Source organism: Castellaniella sp. (genome assembly GCF_049671645.1).
Lineage (GTDB): Bacteria > Pseudomonadota > Gammaproteobacteria > Burkholderiales > Burkholderiaceae_B > Castellaniella.
Map to the genome: position 1 here is coordinate 93,848 of NZ_JBATVG010000027.1, position 15,620 is coordinate 109,467.

Below are 15,620 nucleotides of genomic sequence, written 5' to 3' on the forward strand. Positions count from 1 at the left end.
TCGCACCCATGAAAATCCGCGCACAAGTCGCCATGGTCCTGAATCTGGACAAATGCATTGGCTGCCACACCTGTTCGATCACCTGCAAGAACGTCTGGACGTCCCGTGAAGGCATGGAATACGCCTGGTTCAACAACGTCGAGACCAAGCCGGGCGTCGGCTACCCCAAGGAATGGGAAAATCAGGACCGCTGGAATGGGGGCTGGCGCCGCAAGGCCAACGGCCGTATCGAACCGCGCCAGGGCGGCAAACTGAAGCTGCTGTCGCGCATCTTCGCCAACCCCAATCTGCCGCAGATCGACGACTACTACGAGCCCTTCACCTACGATTACGACTATCTGCAAAAGGCCCCGGAACGCACGACGCCGCCCGTGGCCCGGCCGCGTTCGCTGATCACCGGCCAGCGCATGGAAAAGATCGAATGGGGGCCCAACTGGGAAGAGATCCTGGGCGGCGAATTCGCCAAACGCTCCAAGGACTACAACTTCGAGGCGGTGCAGAAAGACATCTACGGGCAGTTTGAAAACACCTTCATGATGTACCTGCCGCGGCTGTGCGAACACTGCCTGAATCCGACCTGCGTCGCCAGTTGCCCGTCGGGGTCCATCTACAAGCGCGCCGAAGACGGCATCGTCCTGATCGATCAGGATAAATGCCGGGGCTGGCGCATGTGCATTTCCGGCTGTCCCTATAAAAAGATCTACTACAACTGGAAGTCCGGCAAGGCGGAAAAGTGCATCTTCTGCTATCCCCGCATCGAGGCCGGCCAGCCCACGGTCTGTTCCGAAACCTGTGTCGGGCGCATCCGCTACCTGGGCGTGTTGCTGTACGACGCCGACGGCATCGAGGCCGCCGCCAGCGTGCCCAATGAAAAGGATCTGTATCAGGCCCAGCTGGATCTGTTCCTGGATCCGAACGATCCCGAGGTCCGCCGCCAGGCCCTGGCCGACGGCATCCCCGAAAACTGGCTGGACGCGGCCTGCAATTCGCCGGTCTACAAGATGGCCGTGGACTGGAAGATCGCCTTCCCGCTGCACCCGGAATACCGCACGCTGCCCATGGTCTGGTATGTGCCGCCGCTCTCGCCCATCCAGTCGGCAGCCAACAGCGGCCAGATCGGTTCCTTCGGCGAGATCCCGGACGTCAAATCCCTGCGCATTCCGCTGCGCTACCTGGCCAATCTGCTGACGGCCGGCGACGAGGCCCCGGTGGGCGTTGCCCTGGAACGCATGCTGGCCATGCGCGCCTTCATGCGGGCGCGGTCCGTGGATCGCCAGGAACGGCACGACATCCTGGACCAGGTGGGCCTGTCGCTGAATCAGGTCGAGGACATGCACCGCTATCTGGCCATCGCCAACTACGAGGACCGCTTCGTGATCCCCACCGCGCATCGGGAAAATGCCGAAAACGCATTCGAAATCCGCGGCGGCTGCGGATTCACTTTCGGCAACGGCTGTTCGGGGGGCAGTTCCGACGGATCGCTGTTCGGCAAGCCGCGCGGCAAGCGCAAGCCGTCCGTGGTCTTCCTGGACCCGGCCCGGACCGCATGAAGAGGCAGACACCATGACGCATGCATTGACCCTTCAAGACACGCCGGTCTTTTCCGTTCTGTCGGTTTTGCTGAGTTACCCGGAGCAGGACTGGCTGGACGCGTTGCCCGAATTGTCCGATACGCTGCCGCCGCCCGCGCGGGAACGCCTGGACCCGCTGTTCGTTTTCCTGCGCGGGTTCGATGATCTGATCGATCTGCAGGAAAGCTACGTCGCCACGTTCGATCGGCGGGCGGCCCATTCCCTGCATCTGTTCGAGCACGTCCATGGCGAGTCCCGCGACCGCGGCCAGGCCATGGTCGACCTGCAGCAGGAATACCTCAAGCACGGCTTGGAGCCCGCCACGACCGAGTTGCCGGACTACGTGCCGCTGTTCCTGGAATTCCTGGGGCAGATTCCGCCCCAGGCGGCTGAAGACCTGCTGGGCGACGCCATCCACGTGCTGGCCCGCCTGGGCGACAAGCTGGCTGAATCGGACAGCTCCTATGCCTGCATCTTCGCCCAGTTGCGCACCATGACGGCCGTCCAGCCCGAAGTCCTGCCGGACCCGCCCGAAGGCGACATGGAGGAAACCATGGTCACGTTCGGGCCGCAGGCGGACGGCACCGAACCCCTGCTGATGCGCCGCCCTGGCGATGGCGCTCAACCGATCGTGTTTCATCCGCCACGCGCGCGAGCCAGCCATCCGAACGGCAGCCAGACCTGAGGAGACCATCATGAAAGACACACTTGATCTGTTTTTTTTCGGGGTGTACCCCTACATAGCCCTGACCGTGTTCCTCTTGGGCAGCCTGGTGCGCTTCGAGCGCGAGCAATACACCTGGAAAAGCGATTCCAGCCAGATGCTGCGTTCCGGGTCGCTGCGCTGGGGCAGCAACCTGTTTCACATCGGGATCATCTCGCTGTTCTTCACGCACCTGGTCGGGCTGTTGACGCCGCCCGCCGTCTACCACGCCTTCGGCGTCACTACCCATTTCAAGCAGTGGATGGCCATCGTCGTGGGGGCCATCCTGGGCGTGATCTGCCTGATCGGGCTGGTGCTGCTGATTCATCGCCGCTGGTCGGAGATCCGCCTGCATCACAATTCCACCGTCTCGGACTGGGTCACGCTGCTGTGGATATTGCTGGTCCTGGTCCTGGGCCTGATCTCGCTCTTTACCTCGGTGCAGCACACTGACGGGGCGGTCATGGTGCAGTTGGGCGATTGGGCGCAGCGCATCGTGACCTTCCGCGCTGGGGCCGTGGGCGCTCTGGCGGGCGTGCCGGAAATCTACCGCATCCACATGGTGCTGGGCATGACGCTGTTCGTGATTTTTCCCTTCACCCGCCTGGTGCATGTGTGGTCGGGGTTCGCCTCGGTCACTTATCTGGCGCGGCCCTGGCAACTGGTGCGTCCGCGCCGCTGAGGACTTCTCATGATTACCGTGAATGACGTTGCCATTGCCGAAGCCGATATCCTGGCCGAAGTCCCGAACCACGAACAGGAAGCCAACCCGCGCCTGGCGGCCGGCCAGGAACTGGTGCTGCGCGAGCTGATCCGCCAGCGGGGAGCCGACCTGGGGCTGAACGCCGACGGCGATGAAGCCTTGCTGGCGGCGGTGCTGGCTGAAGACGTGCGCACCCCGCAGGCCGACGAGGCCAGTTGCCGGCGCTATTACGATCAGCACCCGGATGAGTTCCGGGAAGGCGATCTGGTCGAGGTCTGGCACATCCTGTTCCAGGCCACGTCCGGCCTGGATGTGCAGAAATTGCGGTCCCGCGCCAATCTGCATCTGGCGGAACTGCATCGCAAAGGCGCGGGCCAGTTCGCCGGCTTCGCCCGTGAGTATTCCAACTGCCCTTCGGGGGCGGAAGGCGGCTCCCTGGGGGAACTGAGCCGGGGCGAGATGGTGCCTGAGTTCGAGAAAGCCGTGTTTGCGCTGCCGGAATACACCCTGGCGGGCGAACTCATCGAAACGCGTTTCGGCTTCCATATCGTGCGCACCGGCCGCAAGGTCGAGGGCCGTCTCGTGCCCTTTGACGAGGCGCGCGAAAGGCTGGCCGCCTGGCTGGAAGAATCCAGCTACCGCCGCGCCGTGCATCAATACCTGCAGCAGTTGGTGGGCGCGGCGCAGATCCAGGGCATCCCCATGCAGGGGGCGGAGTCGCCGCTGGTGCAGTAGCGGGGGGCTAGATAAGCAAGGCGAGCGTGCCTATCCCCAGCAAAGCGTACAGGGAGGCTCGCTTGAGCAATACCTCGCGTTTGCCGGCTTTGCGATGGAGCAGGGCGCCCAACAGGGTGGCTGCGATGGCGAAAGGCAGCAGCATGACGATCCAGACGCCCTGGCGGGCGGTCAGCTCGCCGCTCAAGCCCAGGGGGATCAGGACGGCCGACTGCGCCAGGACGAAGAACACGATGTTGGCCGCCCTCAGGGCGGCATGGGGCATGTCGCGGTCCGACAGCATGTATAGCACCACGGGCGGGCCGCCGATGCCGGCGATCGCCGTCATCGTTCCGCTGAGGACCCCGGTCATGGTGTCCTGGAGAGGGCCCCGCCGTCCCCTGTAGTGCCAGCCGGCAAGCATCAGCAGCGCGAGGACGATGACCATGAACGAGACTGTCTTGCGCATGGCGGCGGGTTCCAGCCATTGGAGCAGCGCCAGGCCGGCCGGTATGCCCAGCAGCGATGGAAGGAACAGGCGTAGCACCAGGCGCCAGTCGACGTGGCGCATGGCCTCCGGCATGATCGGGAAGGAGACGATCAGGCTGATGCCGAGCACCAGTATCAGGACGTCCGTAGGCGCCATCAGCAGGCTGAAGATCGGCGCCATCAGCAGGCCGGCTCCGAATCCGGTGAACCCGAGCAGCAAGCAGCCGGCGAAGCTCGTGGCCGCCAGGGCGAGAAAGACCGGCCATGCGGGCAGCCAGGCTGAAATCATGGATGATGCCGCATATGGGACCTGGCCCTGTTCATGACCGTCCGCTGCCTCGCGCCTGCCGGTCTCTAGATTGCGACCGGAGCGACGATCTTCGGATACGGGTCATAAGCGTCCAGGGTGAAATCCTCGTATTTGAAGGCGAACAGATCCGTCACCGCGGGGTTCAGGTGCATGGTGGGAAAAGGGCGCGGCGCCCGTTTGAGCTGTTCACGCACCTGGTCGAGATGGTTCAGGTAGATGTGCGCATCACCGAGCGTATGGACGAACTCACCGGGCCGCAGGCCAGTGACTTGCGCCACCATCAGCGTCAGCAGGGCATAGCAGGCGATGTTGAAGGGCACCCCGAGGAAAAAGTCGCCGCTGCGCTGGTAGAGCTGGCACGACAGGCGGCCGTCGGAGACGTAGAACTGGAACAGGGCATGGCATGGAGGCAGCGCCATGTCGCCGATGTCGCCCGGGTTCCAGGCGACCACCATGTGGCGGCGCGAGTCGGGGTCGGTGCGCAGGGACTCGACGAGTTGCGCGATCTGGTCGATCTCGCGGCCATCGCCGGTCTTCCAGTGCCGCCACTGGCGGCCGTAGATTGGCCCCAGATCGCCGTCCTCGGGCGCCCATTCGTCCCAGATCGTCACGCCGCGCTCCTGCAGCCAGCGCGCATTCGTGTCTCCGCGCAGAAACCACAGCAGCTCGTAGATGATGGACTTCAGGTGCAGCCGCTTGGTCGTCAGCAGCGGGAAGTCCTGTTCCAGGGAAAAGCGCATTTGCATGCCGAACAAGGACAGTGTGCCGGTGCCTGTCCGGTCGGACTTGCGCGCGCCCCGGGTGAGAATGTCCTCCAGGCGCTCGAGATACTGACATTCGGCGGGGTTGGAACGCGTCTCCCGATGTTCCGTCTTCATGCGCGGCTTCCTGTTCATGTCGGGGGGTTGACTGTGTCCTGCACTTCGCTCCTGAGCGCATGCAGCAATTCACTTTGCACCTGGATGAAGCGTGAACTGGTGATGAATTCCTGGACCCTGGGCTTGGGCTCGTTGATGTCGATCGCGAGCTTCACCCGGCCCGGTCGCTGGCTCATCAGCAGCACACGGTCGGATACGAATACGGCTTCGGCGACATCGTGCGTGATGAAGATGATGGTCGGTTGATACTGCTGCCAGAGCTGGAGGACCAGTTCCTGCATCATCAGGCGGGTCTGTGAGTCCAGCGCGCCGAACGGCTCATCCATCAAGATGACGCCGGGCTCTGAAATCAGCGCGCGGGCGATCTGCACGCGTTGCTGCATTCCGCCGGACAGTTGATAGGGATAGTGCTTTTCGAATCCGGTCAGGCGTACCGCCGCCAGAAGCTGGCGCGCGCGATCCATGTAGATGGCTGAGGACATGCCCCGGGACTTCACCCCCAGAATGATGTTCTCGAGTACCGTCAGCCAGGGAAACAGCGACGCCTGCTGGAAGACGATCGAGCGATCCGGCCCCGGCTTGTTGACCGGCACACCGTCCAGCAGGACCGTGCCGCTGGAGGGGCTTTCAAAGCCCGCGATCATGTTCATTGCCGTCGATTTCCCGCAGCCGGTGGGGCCCAGGATGCTGATGATCTCCGTTTTCTTGATCCGGACGTTCAGCGAATCGATCGCCAGGGTCGGTTGGCCGCTGTTGCCATGCTGGGGGTATGTCTTCGAAACATTCTCGAAGACCACCATGTCCTCGCGGGTATCCGCGTTCGGGGGCGTGTCAGCAGTCGGTGGGCGAGTGTGCCATAAATCATTCATTTTCATTTCTCCAGCCTCCAGTTGAATTCAGCGTTTTCTTTATTGTCTTTGTATTGGATTTATCGGATCATGTCGTGGGCCTCCCTGGGTTGAATGAATCTCGAGATCGGCGATTATGATGACTGCGAATCTGCGAAAACTGAGTCACGTGGTGGCGCTTGGAAAATATGGAACATTTGCACAGGCCGCCGATGCGGTTCACCTGAGCCAGCCGGCATTCAGCCGCAGTATCCAGTCGATCGAGGACGAGTATGGCGTCAAGCTCTTCCAGCGCAGCACGCGCAAGATCGTTCCGACGCCGTATGGCAAGATCGTCATCGCGCGTGCGAACAAAATCCTCCAGGAAGCCCGGGGGCTGCGGCGGGACGTCGAGTTGATGAAGGCGTACGAGTACGGCGAGGTAATGATCGGCATGGGGCCTGTGCCGGCCGGGATGCTGCTGATCCCCATGGTGTCCAGAATGGTGCGCGAACACCCGAAAATCCGCACGCATGTCGAGATCACCCATTGGCGCAATCTGCTGCGCCTGCTGGAAGCCGAGCAAATCGATCTGTTCATCGCCGATACCCATGAATTGCTGGACAGGGAAAACCTCGAAATCATCCCTCTGTCGGATCTGCATATCAGCTGTTTCTGCCGTGCAGACCATCCGATTCTGAAGACGGGGAAAAAGATTCCGGTCGAGGCGCTGCACGAATATCCTATCGGGGCCTTTCGCTTTCCGGATGTCTGGGTCAGCAAGGTCATGGAAGGATTCCACTTCAAGAGCGATCCTCGCACACTCCTGGGTTTTGAATGTGACAATCTGTTGGTGCTCGAGCAGGTGGCTCTTTCGACCGATATCATCATACTGGGCCCGGTATCCGCCTTTCAGTCATCCGTCAAGGAAAAGAAACTGGTTGAAATCAAGTTGACTCCCGCGCTCCAGATATTCTCGCATTTTGGCGTTGTTCTCCTGAAAGGGCGGATGCGCTCGCCGGCGGTCGAACTCTTTGTCCAATTTGCGCTCGAAGAAATGCCACGGTCCGGCAGGCATCGGCGTGCCATTCCGGCAAAATAGCATTCGCATGCGTTACTGTTCCGGCTTCGGTTTCTTTCCAGCTCCGATTTTGACGCGCACCACTTTCGGATTGGTCCCCTCGTAGTAATTGATCCAGGACGAGGTGCCGCGCGTGCCGTCGACGGCGGGCACCAGGACTTCCTCCAGATCCCGGAGGCGGCCGGTTGCCTTGGCGAGGCGGTACTTCCGATTGTGGACGCATTCGCGGTCCTTGAATTCGCAGACGTTGTCATCCGTACCGGAACAGGGGCCATTGGCCAGGCCCTTCGGGCAGGTTTCCGGACAGACATAGTTCAGGTGCTCAATGCGGCAGAATCCGCAGGTCTCGCATCCGAGCGCGGCCGATTTCGCCATATGTTCAAATTTCAATAGCGCGCGTTTGCCAGGTTCGGTCGAGTTGACTGCCCGCATGAGCGGCCTGAGCGCCTTGGCGCCGATTGCGCCCGGGTCGAACATCACCTGGTGTATCCGCGACATGCGACGATACTGGGCCATTTCCTCGCTGGAGGGAGCGGTACCGCCCAAGTCCGGCAGGGCGTCGAGGCTGCCGGGGGCAGGGCGTTCGCGGCCGAACATGTACAGACCGCCAGGAGGGTTGAACGTCACTGTCCGGCCATCAGGCAGTCGATTGAGATCGGCCCAGGCCTGGTCCCAGGCATCGCGGCTGGCGATGGTCTGTTCCAGCGTTTCGACCCGGTCGATGATTTCGGACAGCGCTTCGTAGGTTTCGACGCCGCTGAGCTGCACGCCTGCATAGCCCATGAGCTTGACGCCCACGACCTGCATGGCCAGGCGCTGGTGATAAAGGGCGCGGGCCGCCTCCTTGCCCGTCTTGTATTCTTCCGAGATCAGGGCGAACAGACTGTCGGACATATAAACGCCGGGCAACCGGCCCGAGTGGATGCCGCGCGCCCAGCCGATGGAGGGCAGCAGGAGGTTGGCGACGATAGGGATGTCGAAGCCGCGCGCGTCCCGGTACCAGATCAGCTCTTCGAACTTGCGCATGTCCCAGCTGCAGTTCGTGATGATGTAGTTTGCGCCCGCCCCGATCTTCTTGACCATTTTCAGGTACTGGTTCGCAAGCTCCTCCTCGCGGTACTTGAACGGGGACATGGCGGTGGCGACGGTGCAGTCGCGGTCCATGCTCTTGGCATCCTGGATCGCAACCACGGACTCATGGTAGCGGGTGCGGCCCGGCCGGGTCGGCTCCATGATCCGGTCGCCGGTCACCAGCAAAAGATTGCATAGTCCCGCATCCAAGGCGCTGCGGATCACGCCGGTCGCTTCGTGGGGCAGACGGTCTTTGCCGGCCAGGTGCAGCAGGGGCACCAGGCCGCTGGCCTCGGCGGCGATCTTGCCGCATTCCACGGTGCTGAAGCATGCGGTGGATTTCACCCGGTCGCCGATGTTGACGCCGCGCATCCGCGGATCGCTCCCGACCCGTTCGGCATTGCGCGCGAGTTCGTCCAGCGCTTTGCTGCCGTCGCTGAGCAGTGCCGGCACATGCTCCAGGGTATAGAGGAACTGGCTGTCGCGCAGTCCTTCGCGTATCGCATTTCGGTAAGCCATGGTCCACGTGCCTTCAACGATTGAGGTCTTGATGCGCAGCGGATGCCTCGCACAGGGACAGGAAGCGCCGGTGCTCTTCCGGCGTCATGTGCTGCGTGTGCTCGGCCAGAGGGTAGGCGCCCGCCAGAACATGTTCCTTGTAGGTGCGAAGGCCTTGACCGATGAGCGCCGAAATATCCACGAAAGCCTTGGCTTGTTTGGGACGCGGGAAGGCGCTGTAGCCGATGGCGTCGCCCGTCCCTATGTACATGCCGTCGGGCGAGGGGCCCGAACTCACGCTGACGATCGGGACTGGCAGGGTTTCGGCCAAGTACTGTGTGATCTCGAACGGCACGTATTCCAGGATGATCGCGAACGCCCCGGCTTCGACAAATGCGCGCGTGCTGTCCACGATCGCCGCCGCCTCCACCGCATCCCGGCCCTTGAAGCCGTAGCCGCTTTGTTCGAGCATGCGTGAAGCCTGCATGCCCATGTGCCCGATGACCGGGATGCCGGCGCGCACGATCTCGGCCACGTGTCTCGCGGTGTGGCGGTTGCCTTCGCACTTGACCGCGTCGGCCCCGCCTTCGCTGACCAGGCGCGCGGCGTTGCGGACGGATTCCGAGCCGGAAATGTTGTAGCTCATGTACGGCATGTGGGCCACCTTCATGCCGTATTTCACGACCCGGTTGACCGCCTGGGTCAGGATGAGCTGTTCTTCGAAACGGACGGTCAGCGGCGTGGGGTGCCCCAGCAGGGACATGGGGCCTGCGTTGCCGTTGATCAGCAGGTCGAATCCGATCTCGTCGGCGATCGCCGCCATCGGTGCGTCATAGGCGGCAATGCAGACCAAGCGCTCGCCGCGCTGTTTCTTGGCGAGCACGGACTTCACGGTGACTTTCTTTCGCGGAATTTCGGTCATGGCTGAGTCTCCTGGTGGGGGGGCGGGGCGGAGTCGCCGGTGGTTCTTGGCGCTACTTCACCAGGCCCAGGAATTTCTCGTGCTCTTCGGCGGTCATGTGCTGCGTGAATTCGATGTTCGGATAGCTGCCGTTGAGCACTTGCGTCTTGTATTCCCGCAGGCCTTGCTGGATGAGCGGGCGCACGTCGACGAACGAACCTTCGTGCTTGGGGCGCGGGAAGGCGCTGTAGCCCACCGCGTCTCCGCTGATCAGGTAGATGCCGTCGGGCGAGGCCCCGCCCCCCACGCTGATGACAGGCACGGGCAGGGTGCGGGCCAAGTACTGCGTGATTTCGACCGGCACGTATTCGATGATCATGGCGAAGCTGCCAGCTTCTACGAAGGCGCGCGCGTCCTCGACGATTTTGTAGGCCTCTTCGGCGGAGCGGCCTTTGAAGCCGTAGCCGCTTTGTTCGAGTTTGCGCGAGGCTTGCATGCCCATGTGGCCCATGACGGGGATGCCGGCGCGCACGATTTCGGCCACGTTCTTGGCAGTGTGTTTGTTGCCTTCGCATTTGACGGCGTCCGCGCCGCCCTCGCTGATGAAGCGCGCGGCGTTTCGCACGGCCTCTTCCGCGGAAATGTTGTAGGTCATGTAGGGCATGTGGCCCACGACCATGGCGTGCTTCGTGACCCGGCTTACTGCTTGAGTCAGGATGAGCTGTTCTTCGAAACGGACGGTCAGCGGCGTGGGGTGCCCCAGCAGGGACATGGGGCCTGCGTTGCCGTTGATCAGCAGGTCGAACCCGATCTCGTCGGCAATGGCGGCCATGGGGGCGTCGTAGACCCCGAGGCTGACGATGATCTCGCCTTTTTCCTTTTTATTCATCAAGTGCTTGATAGTGGTTTTTTTCCGCTTTTCGGTGCTCATTTGCAGTGTCTCCTGTAGCGCGGTGATGTCGGTGAGGCCGCTGTGCGGCATACCCAGGAGGCAGACTAGCACCGGGTATTCCATACATCCAATGCATTATTTTTTCCTCTTTGATGCAATGAATGCATTTATTGGCGCATCCCGGGATCCCCCTGAGCGAAGACTTCCGAGTGTTTCTTTAAATTGCAATAAATGCATTGAATTGCTGAAAACAATGCATTGGATGTATGGGATGCCCGATGATAATCTGGCCGCCATGTCACCTTTCAGCACGTCGTGTCGACAGGCCCCGGCGTCGTAGAACAGGATCTTTCTGTATGAGCCAGAATCCCGCAGTACAACGCAAGCGCGTGACTCCGAACGGCATACGAAGCCGCAAGAATGGCGCCGGTTCCATCACGATGGTGTCGGCGTACGACTACCCGTTCGCTCGCTGCGCGGACGAGGCCGGCATCGACATCGTGTTTGTGAGCGATGCGCTCGCCAGTGTCGGACTGGGGCGCAGCGACACGCTGTCGGTCACGCTCGACGAGATGGTCCATCACACGAAGGCTGTCAGGGCGGGGGCGGGCAACAGCCTGGTGCTTTCGACCCTGCCATATCTGTCCTATCCGAATCCCCGCGAGGCGATCGCCTCGGCCAGTCGTCTGGTGAAAGAGGGTGGCGCCAACGCCGTCGAAGTCGAGGGTTGCGCGGACCTGGGGCCTACCGTTCACGCGCTCGTCGACAGTGGCATCGCCGTGGTGGCGCATGTGGGGCTGACCAAGAAAATCGCCGCGCGCACCGGCAGCTACCGCACGTTGGGCACGGATATGCCGTCGGCGCTCGAAACCGTGGAAGACGCGCTGTCGCTTGCCGACGCCGGCGCTTTTGCCGTCATCCTGGAATGCATCCCCGACCGCCTCGCGCAGCTCATTACGCAGTTGATCGACGTGCCCACGATCGGCATCGGAGCAGGCCCCTACTGTGATGGCCAGGGGCTGGTCACCCAGGACATGCTGGGCTTGTTCGACAAGTTCGTTCCCAAGTTCGTGCAGCAGTTCGCCCATCTGGGCCAGGCCGCGATCGAAGGTTATGTCCGTTTCCGGGACAGCGTCGAGCAACGCCAGTTTCCTGCATCGCAACATACCGTCCGGGCGGACGATCAGGTCTTGGCCGACATGCTGCGGCACCTGCGGTCGCTCGACGACAAGGTTTCTTTCAACCACGCCCAGTCGGGTGGCTTCACGGTTGCGGCATAGGCAGTGGTTCCAGTGTCGTACCCCTTTATTTAAATCATCACTTTTGAGGTAGAGAAAATGGCAAACGATGGTCATATCGCTCTGGGTCTGGTGGAAACGCGGGGCCTGGTAGGCGCAATCGAGGCGGCTGACGCCATGGTCAAAGCGGCCAATGTGTCGCTGCTGGGCAAGGAGATGATCGGCGGCGGTTTTGTGACCGTGATGGTTCGCGGCGATGTCGGCGCGGTCAAGGCGGCCACCGACGCGGGGGCGGCCGCAGCCAAGCGGGTCGGCGACCTGGTGTCGGTTCACGTCATTCCGCGCCCGCACGGCGACCTGTCCGCAGTCCTGCCGGCGCGCGCCGCCGACGCCTCTCACGCCAAGTGACGGCCATGACGACGAACAGCAGCAATCTGCAATTGCGGGCGTTCTTTTATATCGACCGGATGCAGGCCCAGTACGCAGCGTACTTCGGCACTGTCACGTCGGGGGATATTCCCGTTGCGGGGATGGCTCAGCTCTACGTCGAGCTGGCCCCCGGCAACGAGGTGTTCCGCATTGTCGATATGGCGCTCAAGGCCACCGACGTCAAGCCGGGAGTCCAGATCGTCGAACGCGAGTTCGGTGTTCTGGAGGTGCACTCGGAATCCCAGGAGTCCGTGCGCGAGGCGGGCCGCGTCATCCTGGAGCGGCTGGGGATGCAGGAGGAGGACCGGATCCGGCCCAAGGTTGCCTCGGTGCAGTTGATCACCAATGTATCGCCTTACCAGGCGCAACTGATCAACCGCTCGCGGCGCGGCCACATGCTGGTTCCGGGCGAGGCGTTGTACGTGCTGGAAGTCACTCCGGCCGCATACATCGACCTTGCCGCCAATGAGGCGGAAAAGTCCGCCAATGTGCGTCTCATCCGTTTGCAGGACGTGGGCCGTTTCGGCCGGCTGTTCATGGCCGGAACCGAGGCCGAGGCCCGCACCGCGCAATTGGCGTCGATCGCCGCCATCGAAAATCTTGGCGGTGTCGACAAATGACCACCCACTGATCGAGCCAAGCCATGCTGATATGCCGAACCATAGGGATGGTGGTCTCCACCATCAAGCAAGACGCCCTGGCCAGCAGCAAGTTGCTGCTGGTGCGGCGCACGGCCGCCGACGGCAGTGTCATCGGCGAGCCGTTCGTCGCGATCGATACGGTCGGAAGCGGCGAGGATGAACTGGTGCTGGTAGCGACCGGCAGCGCCGCCCGTGAAACGGAGCGGACCCGCGCCAGTCCGGTGGATGCCGCGATCGTCGGCATCATAGACTCGGCCTCGGGCAGCGGCAAGCTGACGTTCTCGAAGTCGGGGCCTGTGCGCAAATCGCGGTAGCGGCAAGCGCAACCCGTAGGAGAAAGCTGTGTCACAACAAGAGTATGACAAGGACTTGCGGTCCGTGCAGCAGGCACGCCGTCTACTGGAGCAATGCCGGGCCGCCCAGCGGCAGTTCGCCTCTGCCGACGCAGCCCAGGTCGACGCGATCTGCCAGGCGATGTCCGAGGCGGCCTATCAGGAGGCTTCCCGCCTGGGACGGATGGCGCACGAGGAGACCGGCTACGGCAATCCCGAGCACAAGACCGTCAAGAATCAGCATGCCGCCAAAGCGGTCTGGGAGTCCATTCGCGGGATCCAGACGGTCGGCGTGGTGGCGCGTGACGAAGCGCGCAAGCTCCTGACCATCGCCGAGCCGATGGGCGTGGTGGCCGCGTTGACGCCCAGCACGAATCCGACCTCGACGGCGATCTTCAAGGCCTTGATCGCCGTCAAGGGGCGCAATGGCATCGTGATTTCGCCGCACCCCTCGGCTGCCGGCTGCACCCAGGAGGCGGTCCGCATCGTGGCCGCGGCGGCCGAGCGTGCCGGCGCCCCCAGGGGCTTGGTCGCTTGCCTGGAAGAGCCCACGCTGCAAGCCACCCAGGAGATCCTCAGACACTATGCGGTCAATGTGATCCTGGCGACCGGCGGCGGGCCCATGGTGCGTGCCGCGCACAGCACCGGCAAACCGGCCTATGGGGTTGGACCGGGCAATGTGCCGGCCTGGGTCGATCGTTCAGCCGATGTCCGCAAGGCCGCCCGCGACCTGGTGCGCAGCAAGTCCTTCGATTGCAGTCTGATCTGCGCGACGGAGCAGACGGTCGTCGCCGACCAGGCGATTGCGCAGGACCTGCGCCGTCATATGGAAGAGGCCGGCGCGTACTGGGTGGACGAAGCTCAGGCCGCGCGTTTGGGCGAGTTGTTATTCCATCCCGACGGCGGCATGAATACCCGCGCCGTGGGTCGGAGCGCCCGGGCGCTGGCCGAGGCCATCGGCCTGACGGTTCCCGATACGGTCAAGGTGCTGGTCGCTCCCCTGGGCGGCGTCGGCGCTCAGTATCCGCTCTCGCGTGAGAAATTGACCTCGGTGTTGGGCTTCATCACCGCGCCGGACGCGCGCCAGGGCTTGGAGACATGCCTGTCGATCCTGAGATTCGGCGGCGATGGGCATACGGCGGTGATCCATTCCCAGGAGCCGGGACAGGTCGAGGAGATGGCGCTGCGCTTGCCGGCATTCCGCATCGTGGTCAATTCAATGTCCACGCTGGGCAGCGTCGGCGGCACGTGCGGTTTTGCGCCCTCGTTCACCCTGGGAACCGGGGGCATCGGCGGGGCGATCAGCGGCGACAACATCACCGTCACGCACTTGGTCAATACCAAGCGCGTGGGCTGGGAGCTTGCGCCCTGGACGCCATCCGGGGAGCAGGAGGATGCTCGTTCCGATGCGCATGGCCTGCAGGACGTTGATGCAATCGTCCGCGGGGTGCTGGACCGTCTCAGAGCTGCCGGGGCGCCCCGCGGCCTGACCTCCTGAGGGGGCGCCGTGGCTTATTTCCAGCCTTCGCAGGAGCGTCCGCGCCATGTCAAACGCTTTCTCACCGTGCGCGACATCGAGGATGCGGCGACCAGCGGCTGCCGCGAAATCGTTCACGCCGATGATCTGGTGATCACCGACGCGGCGCGGGAAGCGGCGCACGACCTGGGCGTGGCAATCGTCAAACCCGATGCTGCCCGGCAGGCGGCGCGGCCCGCGGCAGCGCCGGTGGCCAGCCAGCCGCCCGCTCAGGCTCCGTCTCCCCAGGCCGCGCCGATGCCCTATGCGGCAGCGCCGCGCATGCCTTCCGCCCCTGCCGCCTTTGCGCCGTCGCCAGGCGCCCACGCCGATGAGCATCCGCTCGTCCAGGACTTGGCCCGCGCGATCCGCGCCCGCTGGCAGCCGGTGCGTCGGCGGCGGCGCCAGCTACTCGACTGACTCCAATGGAATCCATGTCATGACAGCCAGTTCCTCGTCTTACTATGATCCCCCCGTGCGTTTCCGCGAGGTCTACACGCGTGCGGACATTGATGCGCTCGTCAGCCAGGGGCGGACGACCCTGACCTTGGGGGCGTTCGGCACGATGACCGACGAAGCTCGTGAGCAGGCCCTTAAGCTCGGCATCGTCATCCAGCATGAGGGCCGGGAGCCCGGGAAGGCCTCGTCGGACCCGTCGCGGTCCGTGCCGGCCCCAGCCTCGGGCCCGACCCGTCCGGCCGTTGTCGCCGGCCTCATCGATGCCGTGGTCGCCGAGCTGCGCGCGCGAGGGATCGCGCCTTCGGCTGCCTTGGTTCAGGATGTCGTGACGGGCGTGAATGACGCGCTCGCCGCCCGCCGCTGAGAA

Annotated in this window: 18 protein-coding genes; 12 read left to right on the forward strand and 6 right to left on the reverse strand. The window is 63.2% G+C overall.

The window, feature by feature from the left end; genetic code table 11:
- The first annotated feature begins 8 nt into the window (after positions 1 to 8).
- The 4 genes from narH to WBG56_RS14965 are packed head-to-tail and all read left to right on the forward strand — an operon-like array spanning position 9 to position 3,712.
- Positions 9 to 1,550: a nitrate reductase subunit beta gene (gene narH, locus WBG56_RS14950; protein ID WP_424269728.1), complete on the forward strand. Its 1,542-nt coding sequence runs from the start codon at positions 9 to 11 to the stop codon at positions 1,548 to 1,550.
- 13 nt (positions 1,551 to 1,563) lie between these two features.
- Entirely contained in the window at positions 1,564 to 2,256 is a 693-nt protein-coding gene (narJ, locus tag WBG56_RS14955) for a nitrate reductase molybdenum cofactor assembly chaperone (RefSeq protein WP_424269730.1), read from the forward strand.
- Positions 2,257 to 2,266: 10 nt separating this feature from the next.
- Complete coding sequence (gene narI, locus WBG56_RS14960; protein WP_424269732.1) at positions 2,267 to 2,956, forward strand: respiratory nitrate reductase subunit gamma; 690 nt, start codon at positions 2,267 to 2,269, stop codon at positions 2,954 to 2,956.
- 9 nt (positions 2,957 to 2,965) lie between these two features.
- Complete coding sequence (locus WBG56_RS14965; protein WP_424269734.1) at positions 2,966 to 3,712, forward strand: peptidylprolyl isomerase; 747 nt, start codon at positions 2,966 to 2,968, stop codon at positions 3,710 to 3,712.
- Between the two features lie 7 nt (positions 3,713 to 3,719).
- Here the strand turns inward: WBG56_RS14965 and WBG56_RS14970 are convergent, their stop codons facing one another.
- The 3 genes from WBG56_RS14970 to WBG56_RS14980 form a co-directional block, all read right to left on the reverse strand.
- Positions 3,720 to 4,469, reverse strand: coding sequence for a sulfite exporter TauE/SafE family protein (locus WBG56_RS14970; protein WP_424269736.1), 750 nt, complete (start codon positions 4,467 to 4,469; stop codon positions 3,720 to 3,722).
- Positions 4,470 to 4,534: 65 nt separating this feature from the next.
- Positions 4,535 to 5,368: a thymidylate synthase gene (locus tag WBG56_RS14975; protein ID WP_424269738.1), complete on the reverse strand. Its 834-nt coding sequence runs from the start codon at positions 5,366 to 5,368 to the stop codon at positions 4,535 to 4,537.
- 14 nt (positions 5,369 to 5,382) lie between these two features.
- On the reverse strand, positions 5,383 to 6,237 hold the full coding sequence (locus WBG56_RS14980) for an ABC transporter ATP-binding protein (protein ID WP_424269740.1): 855 nt from the start codon (positions 6,235 to 6,237) through the stop codon (positions 5,383 to 5,385).
- A 115-nt stretch (positions 6,238 to 6,352) separates the two neighbouring features.
- On the opposite strand from WBG56_RS14980, the gene WBG56_RS14985 reads away from it, so the two are divergent.
- Positions 6,353 to 7,297, forward strand: coding sequence for a LysR family transcriptional regulator (locus tag WBG56_RS14985; protein ID WP_424269742.1), 945 nt, complete (start codon positions 6,353 to 6,355; stop codon positions 7,295 to 7,297).
- 12 nt (positions 7,298 to 7,309) lie between these two features.
- On the opposite strand, the gene WBG56_RS14990 is transcribed toward WBG56_RS14985, so the two are convergent.
- From WBG56_RS14990 to WBG56_RS15000, 3 genes are read right to left on the reverse strand one after another with little or no spacing between them, the layout of a single operon-like run.
- Positions 7,310 to 8,866 carry a methylenetetrahydrofolate reductase C-terminal domain-containing protein gene (locus WBG56_RS14990; protein WP_424269744.1) on the reverse strand — a complete coding sequence of 519 codons (1,557 nt, stop codon included), beginning with the start codon at positions 8,864 to 8,866 and terminating at the stop codon, positions 7,310 to 7,312.
- Positions 8,867 to 8,879: 13 nt separating this feature from the next.
- Complete coding sequence (locus WBG56_RS14995) at positions 8,880 to 9,767, reverse strand: 3-methyl-2-oxobutanoate hydroxymethyltransferase (RefSeq protein WP_424269746.1); 888 nt, start codon at positions 9,765 to 9,767, stop codon at positions 8,880 to 8,882.
- A gap of 52 nt (positions 9,768 to 9,819) precedes the next feature.
- Positions 9,820 to 10,677, reverse strand: a complete 858-nt coding sequence (locus WBG56_RS15000) for a 3-methyl-2-oxobutanoate hydroxymethyltransferase (RefSeq protein ID WP_424269748.1) — start codon at positions 10,675 to 10,677, stop codon at positions 9,820 to 9,822.
- A gap of 317 nt (positions 10,678 to 10,994) precedes the next feature.
- Between WBG56_RS15000 and panB the strand changes: the two genes are divergently transcribed.
- The 7 genes from panB to WBG56_RS15035 are packed head-to-tail and all read left to right on the forward strand — an operon-like array spanning position 10,995 to position 15,617.
- Positions 10,995 to 11,918, forward strand: a complete 924-nt coding sequence (panB, locus tag WBG56_RS15005) for a 3-methyl-2-oxobutanoate hydroxymethyltransferase (protein WP_424269750.1) — start codon at positions 10,995 to 10,997, stop codon at positions 11,916 to 11,918.
- Between the two features lie 57 nt (positions 11,919 to 11,975).
- Positions 11,976 to 12,284 carry a BMC domain-containing protein gene (locus WBG56_RS15010; RefSeq protein WP_424269752.1) on the forward strand — a complete coding sequence of 103 codons (309 nt, stop codon included), beginning with the start codon at positions 11,976 to 11,978 and terminating at the stop codon, positions 12,282 to 12,284.
- 5 nt (positions 12,285 to 12,289) lie between these two features.
- The gene (locus tag WBG56_RS15015; protein ID WP_424269754.1) at positions 12,290 to 12,925 is read left to right on the forward strand and encodes a hypothetical protein; all 636 of its coding nucleotides are present in this window, start codon (positions 12,290 to 12,292) and stop codon (positions 12,923 to 12,925) included.
- Positions 12,926 to 12,948: 23 nt separating this feature from the next.
- Positions 12,949 to 13,260, forward strand: a complete 312-nt coding sequence (locus tag WBG56_RS15020) for a EutN/CcmL family microcompartment protein (protein WP_424269756.1) — start codon at positions 12,949 to 12,951, stop codon at positions 13,258 to 13,260.
- Between the two features lie 28 nt (positions 13,261 to 13,288).
- Positions 13,289 to 14,776 carry an aldehyde dehydrogenase family protein gene (locus WBG56_RS15025; protein ID WP_424269758.1) on the forward strand — a complete coding sequence of 496 codons (1,488 nt, stop codon included), beginning with the start codon at positions 13,289 to 13,291 and terminating at the stop codon, positions 14,774 to 14,776.
- Between the two features lie 9 nt (positions 14,777 to 14,785).
- The gene (locus WBG56_RS15030; protein WP_424269760.1) at positions 14,786 to 15,214 is read left to right on the forward strand and encodes a hypothetical protein; all 429 of its coding nucleotides are present in this window, start codon (positions 14,786 to 14,788) and stop codon (positions 15,212 to 15,214) included.
- Between the two features lie 19 nt (positions 15,215 to 15,233).
- On the forward strand, positions 15,234 to 15,617 hold the full coding sequence (locus tag WBG56_RS15035; RefSeq protein WP_424269762.1) for a hypothetical protein: 384 nt from the start codon (positions 15,234 to 15,236) through the stop codon (positions 15,615 to 15,617).
- Positions 15,618 to 15,620: the final 3 nt, after the last annotated feature.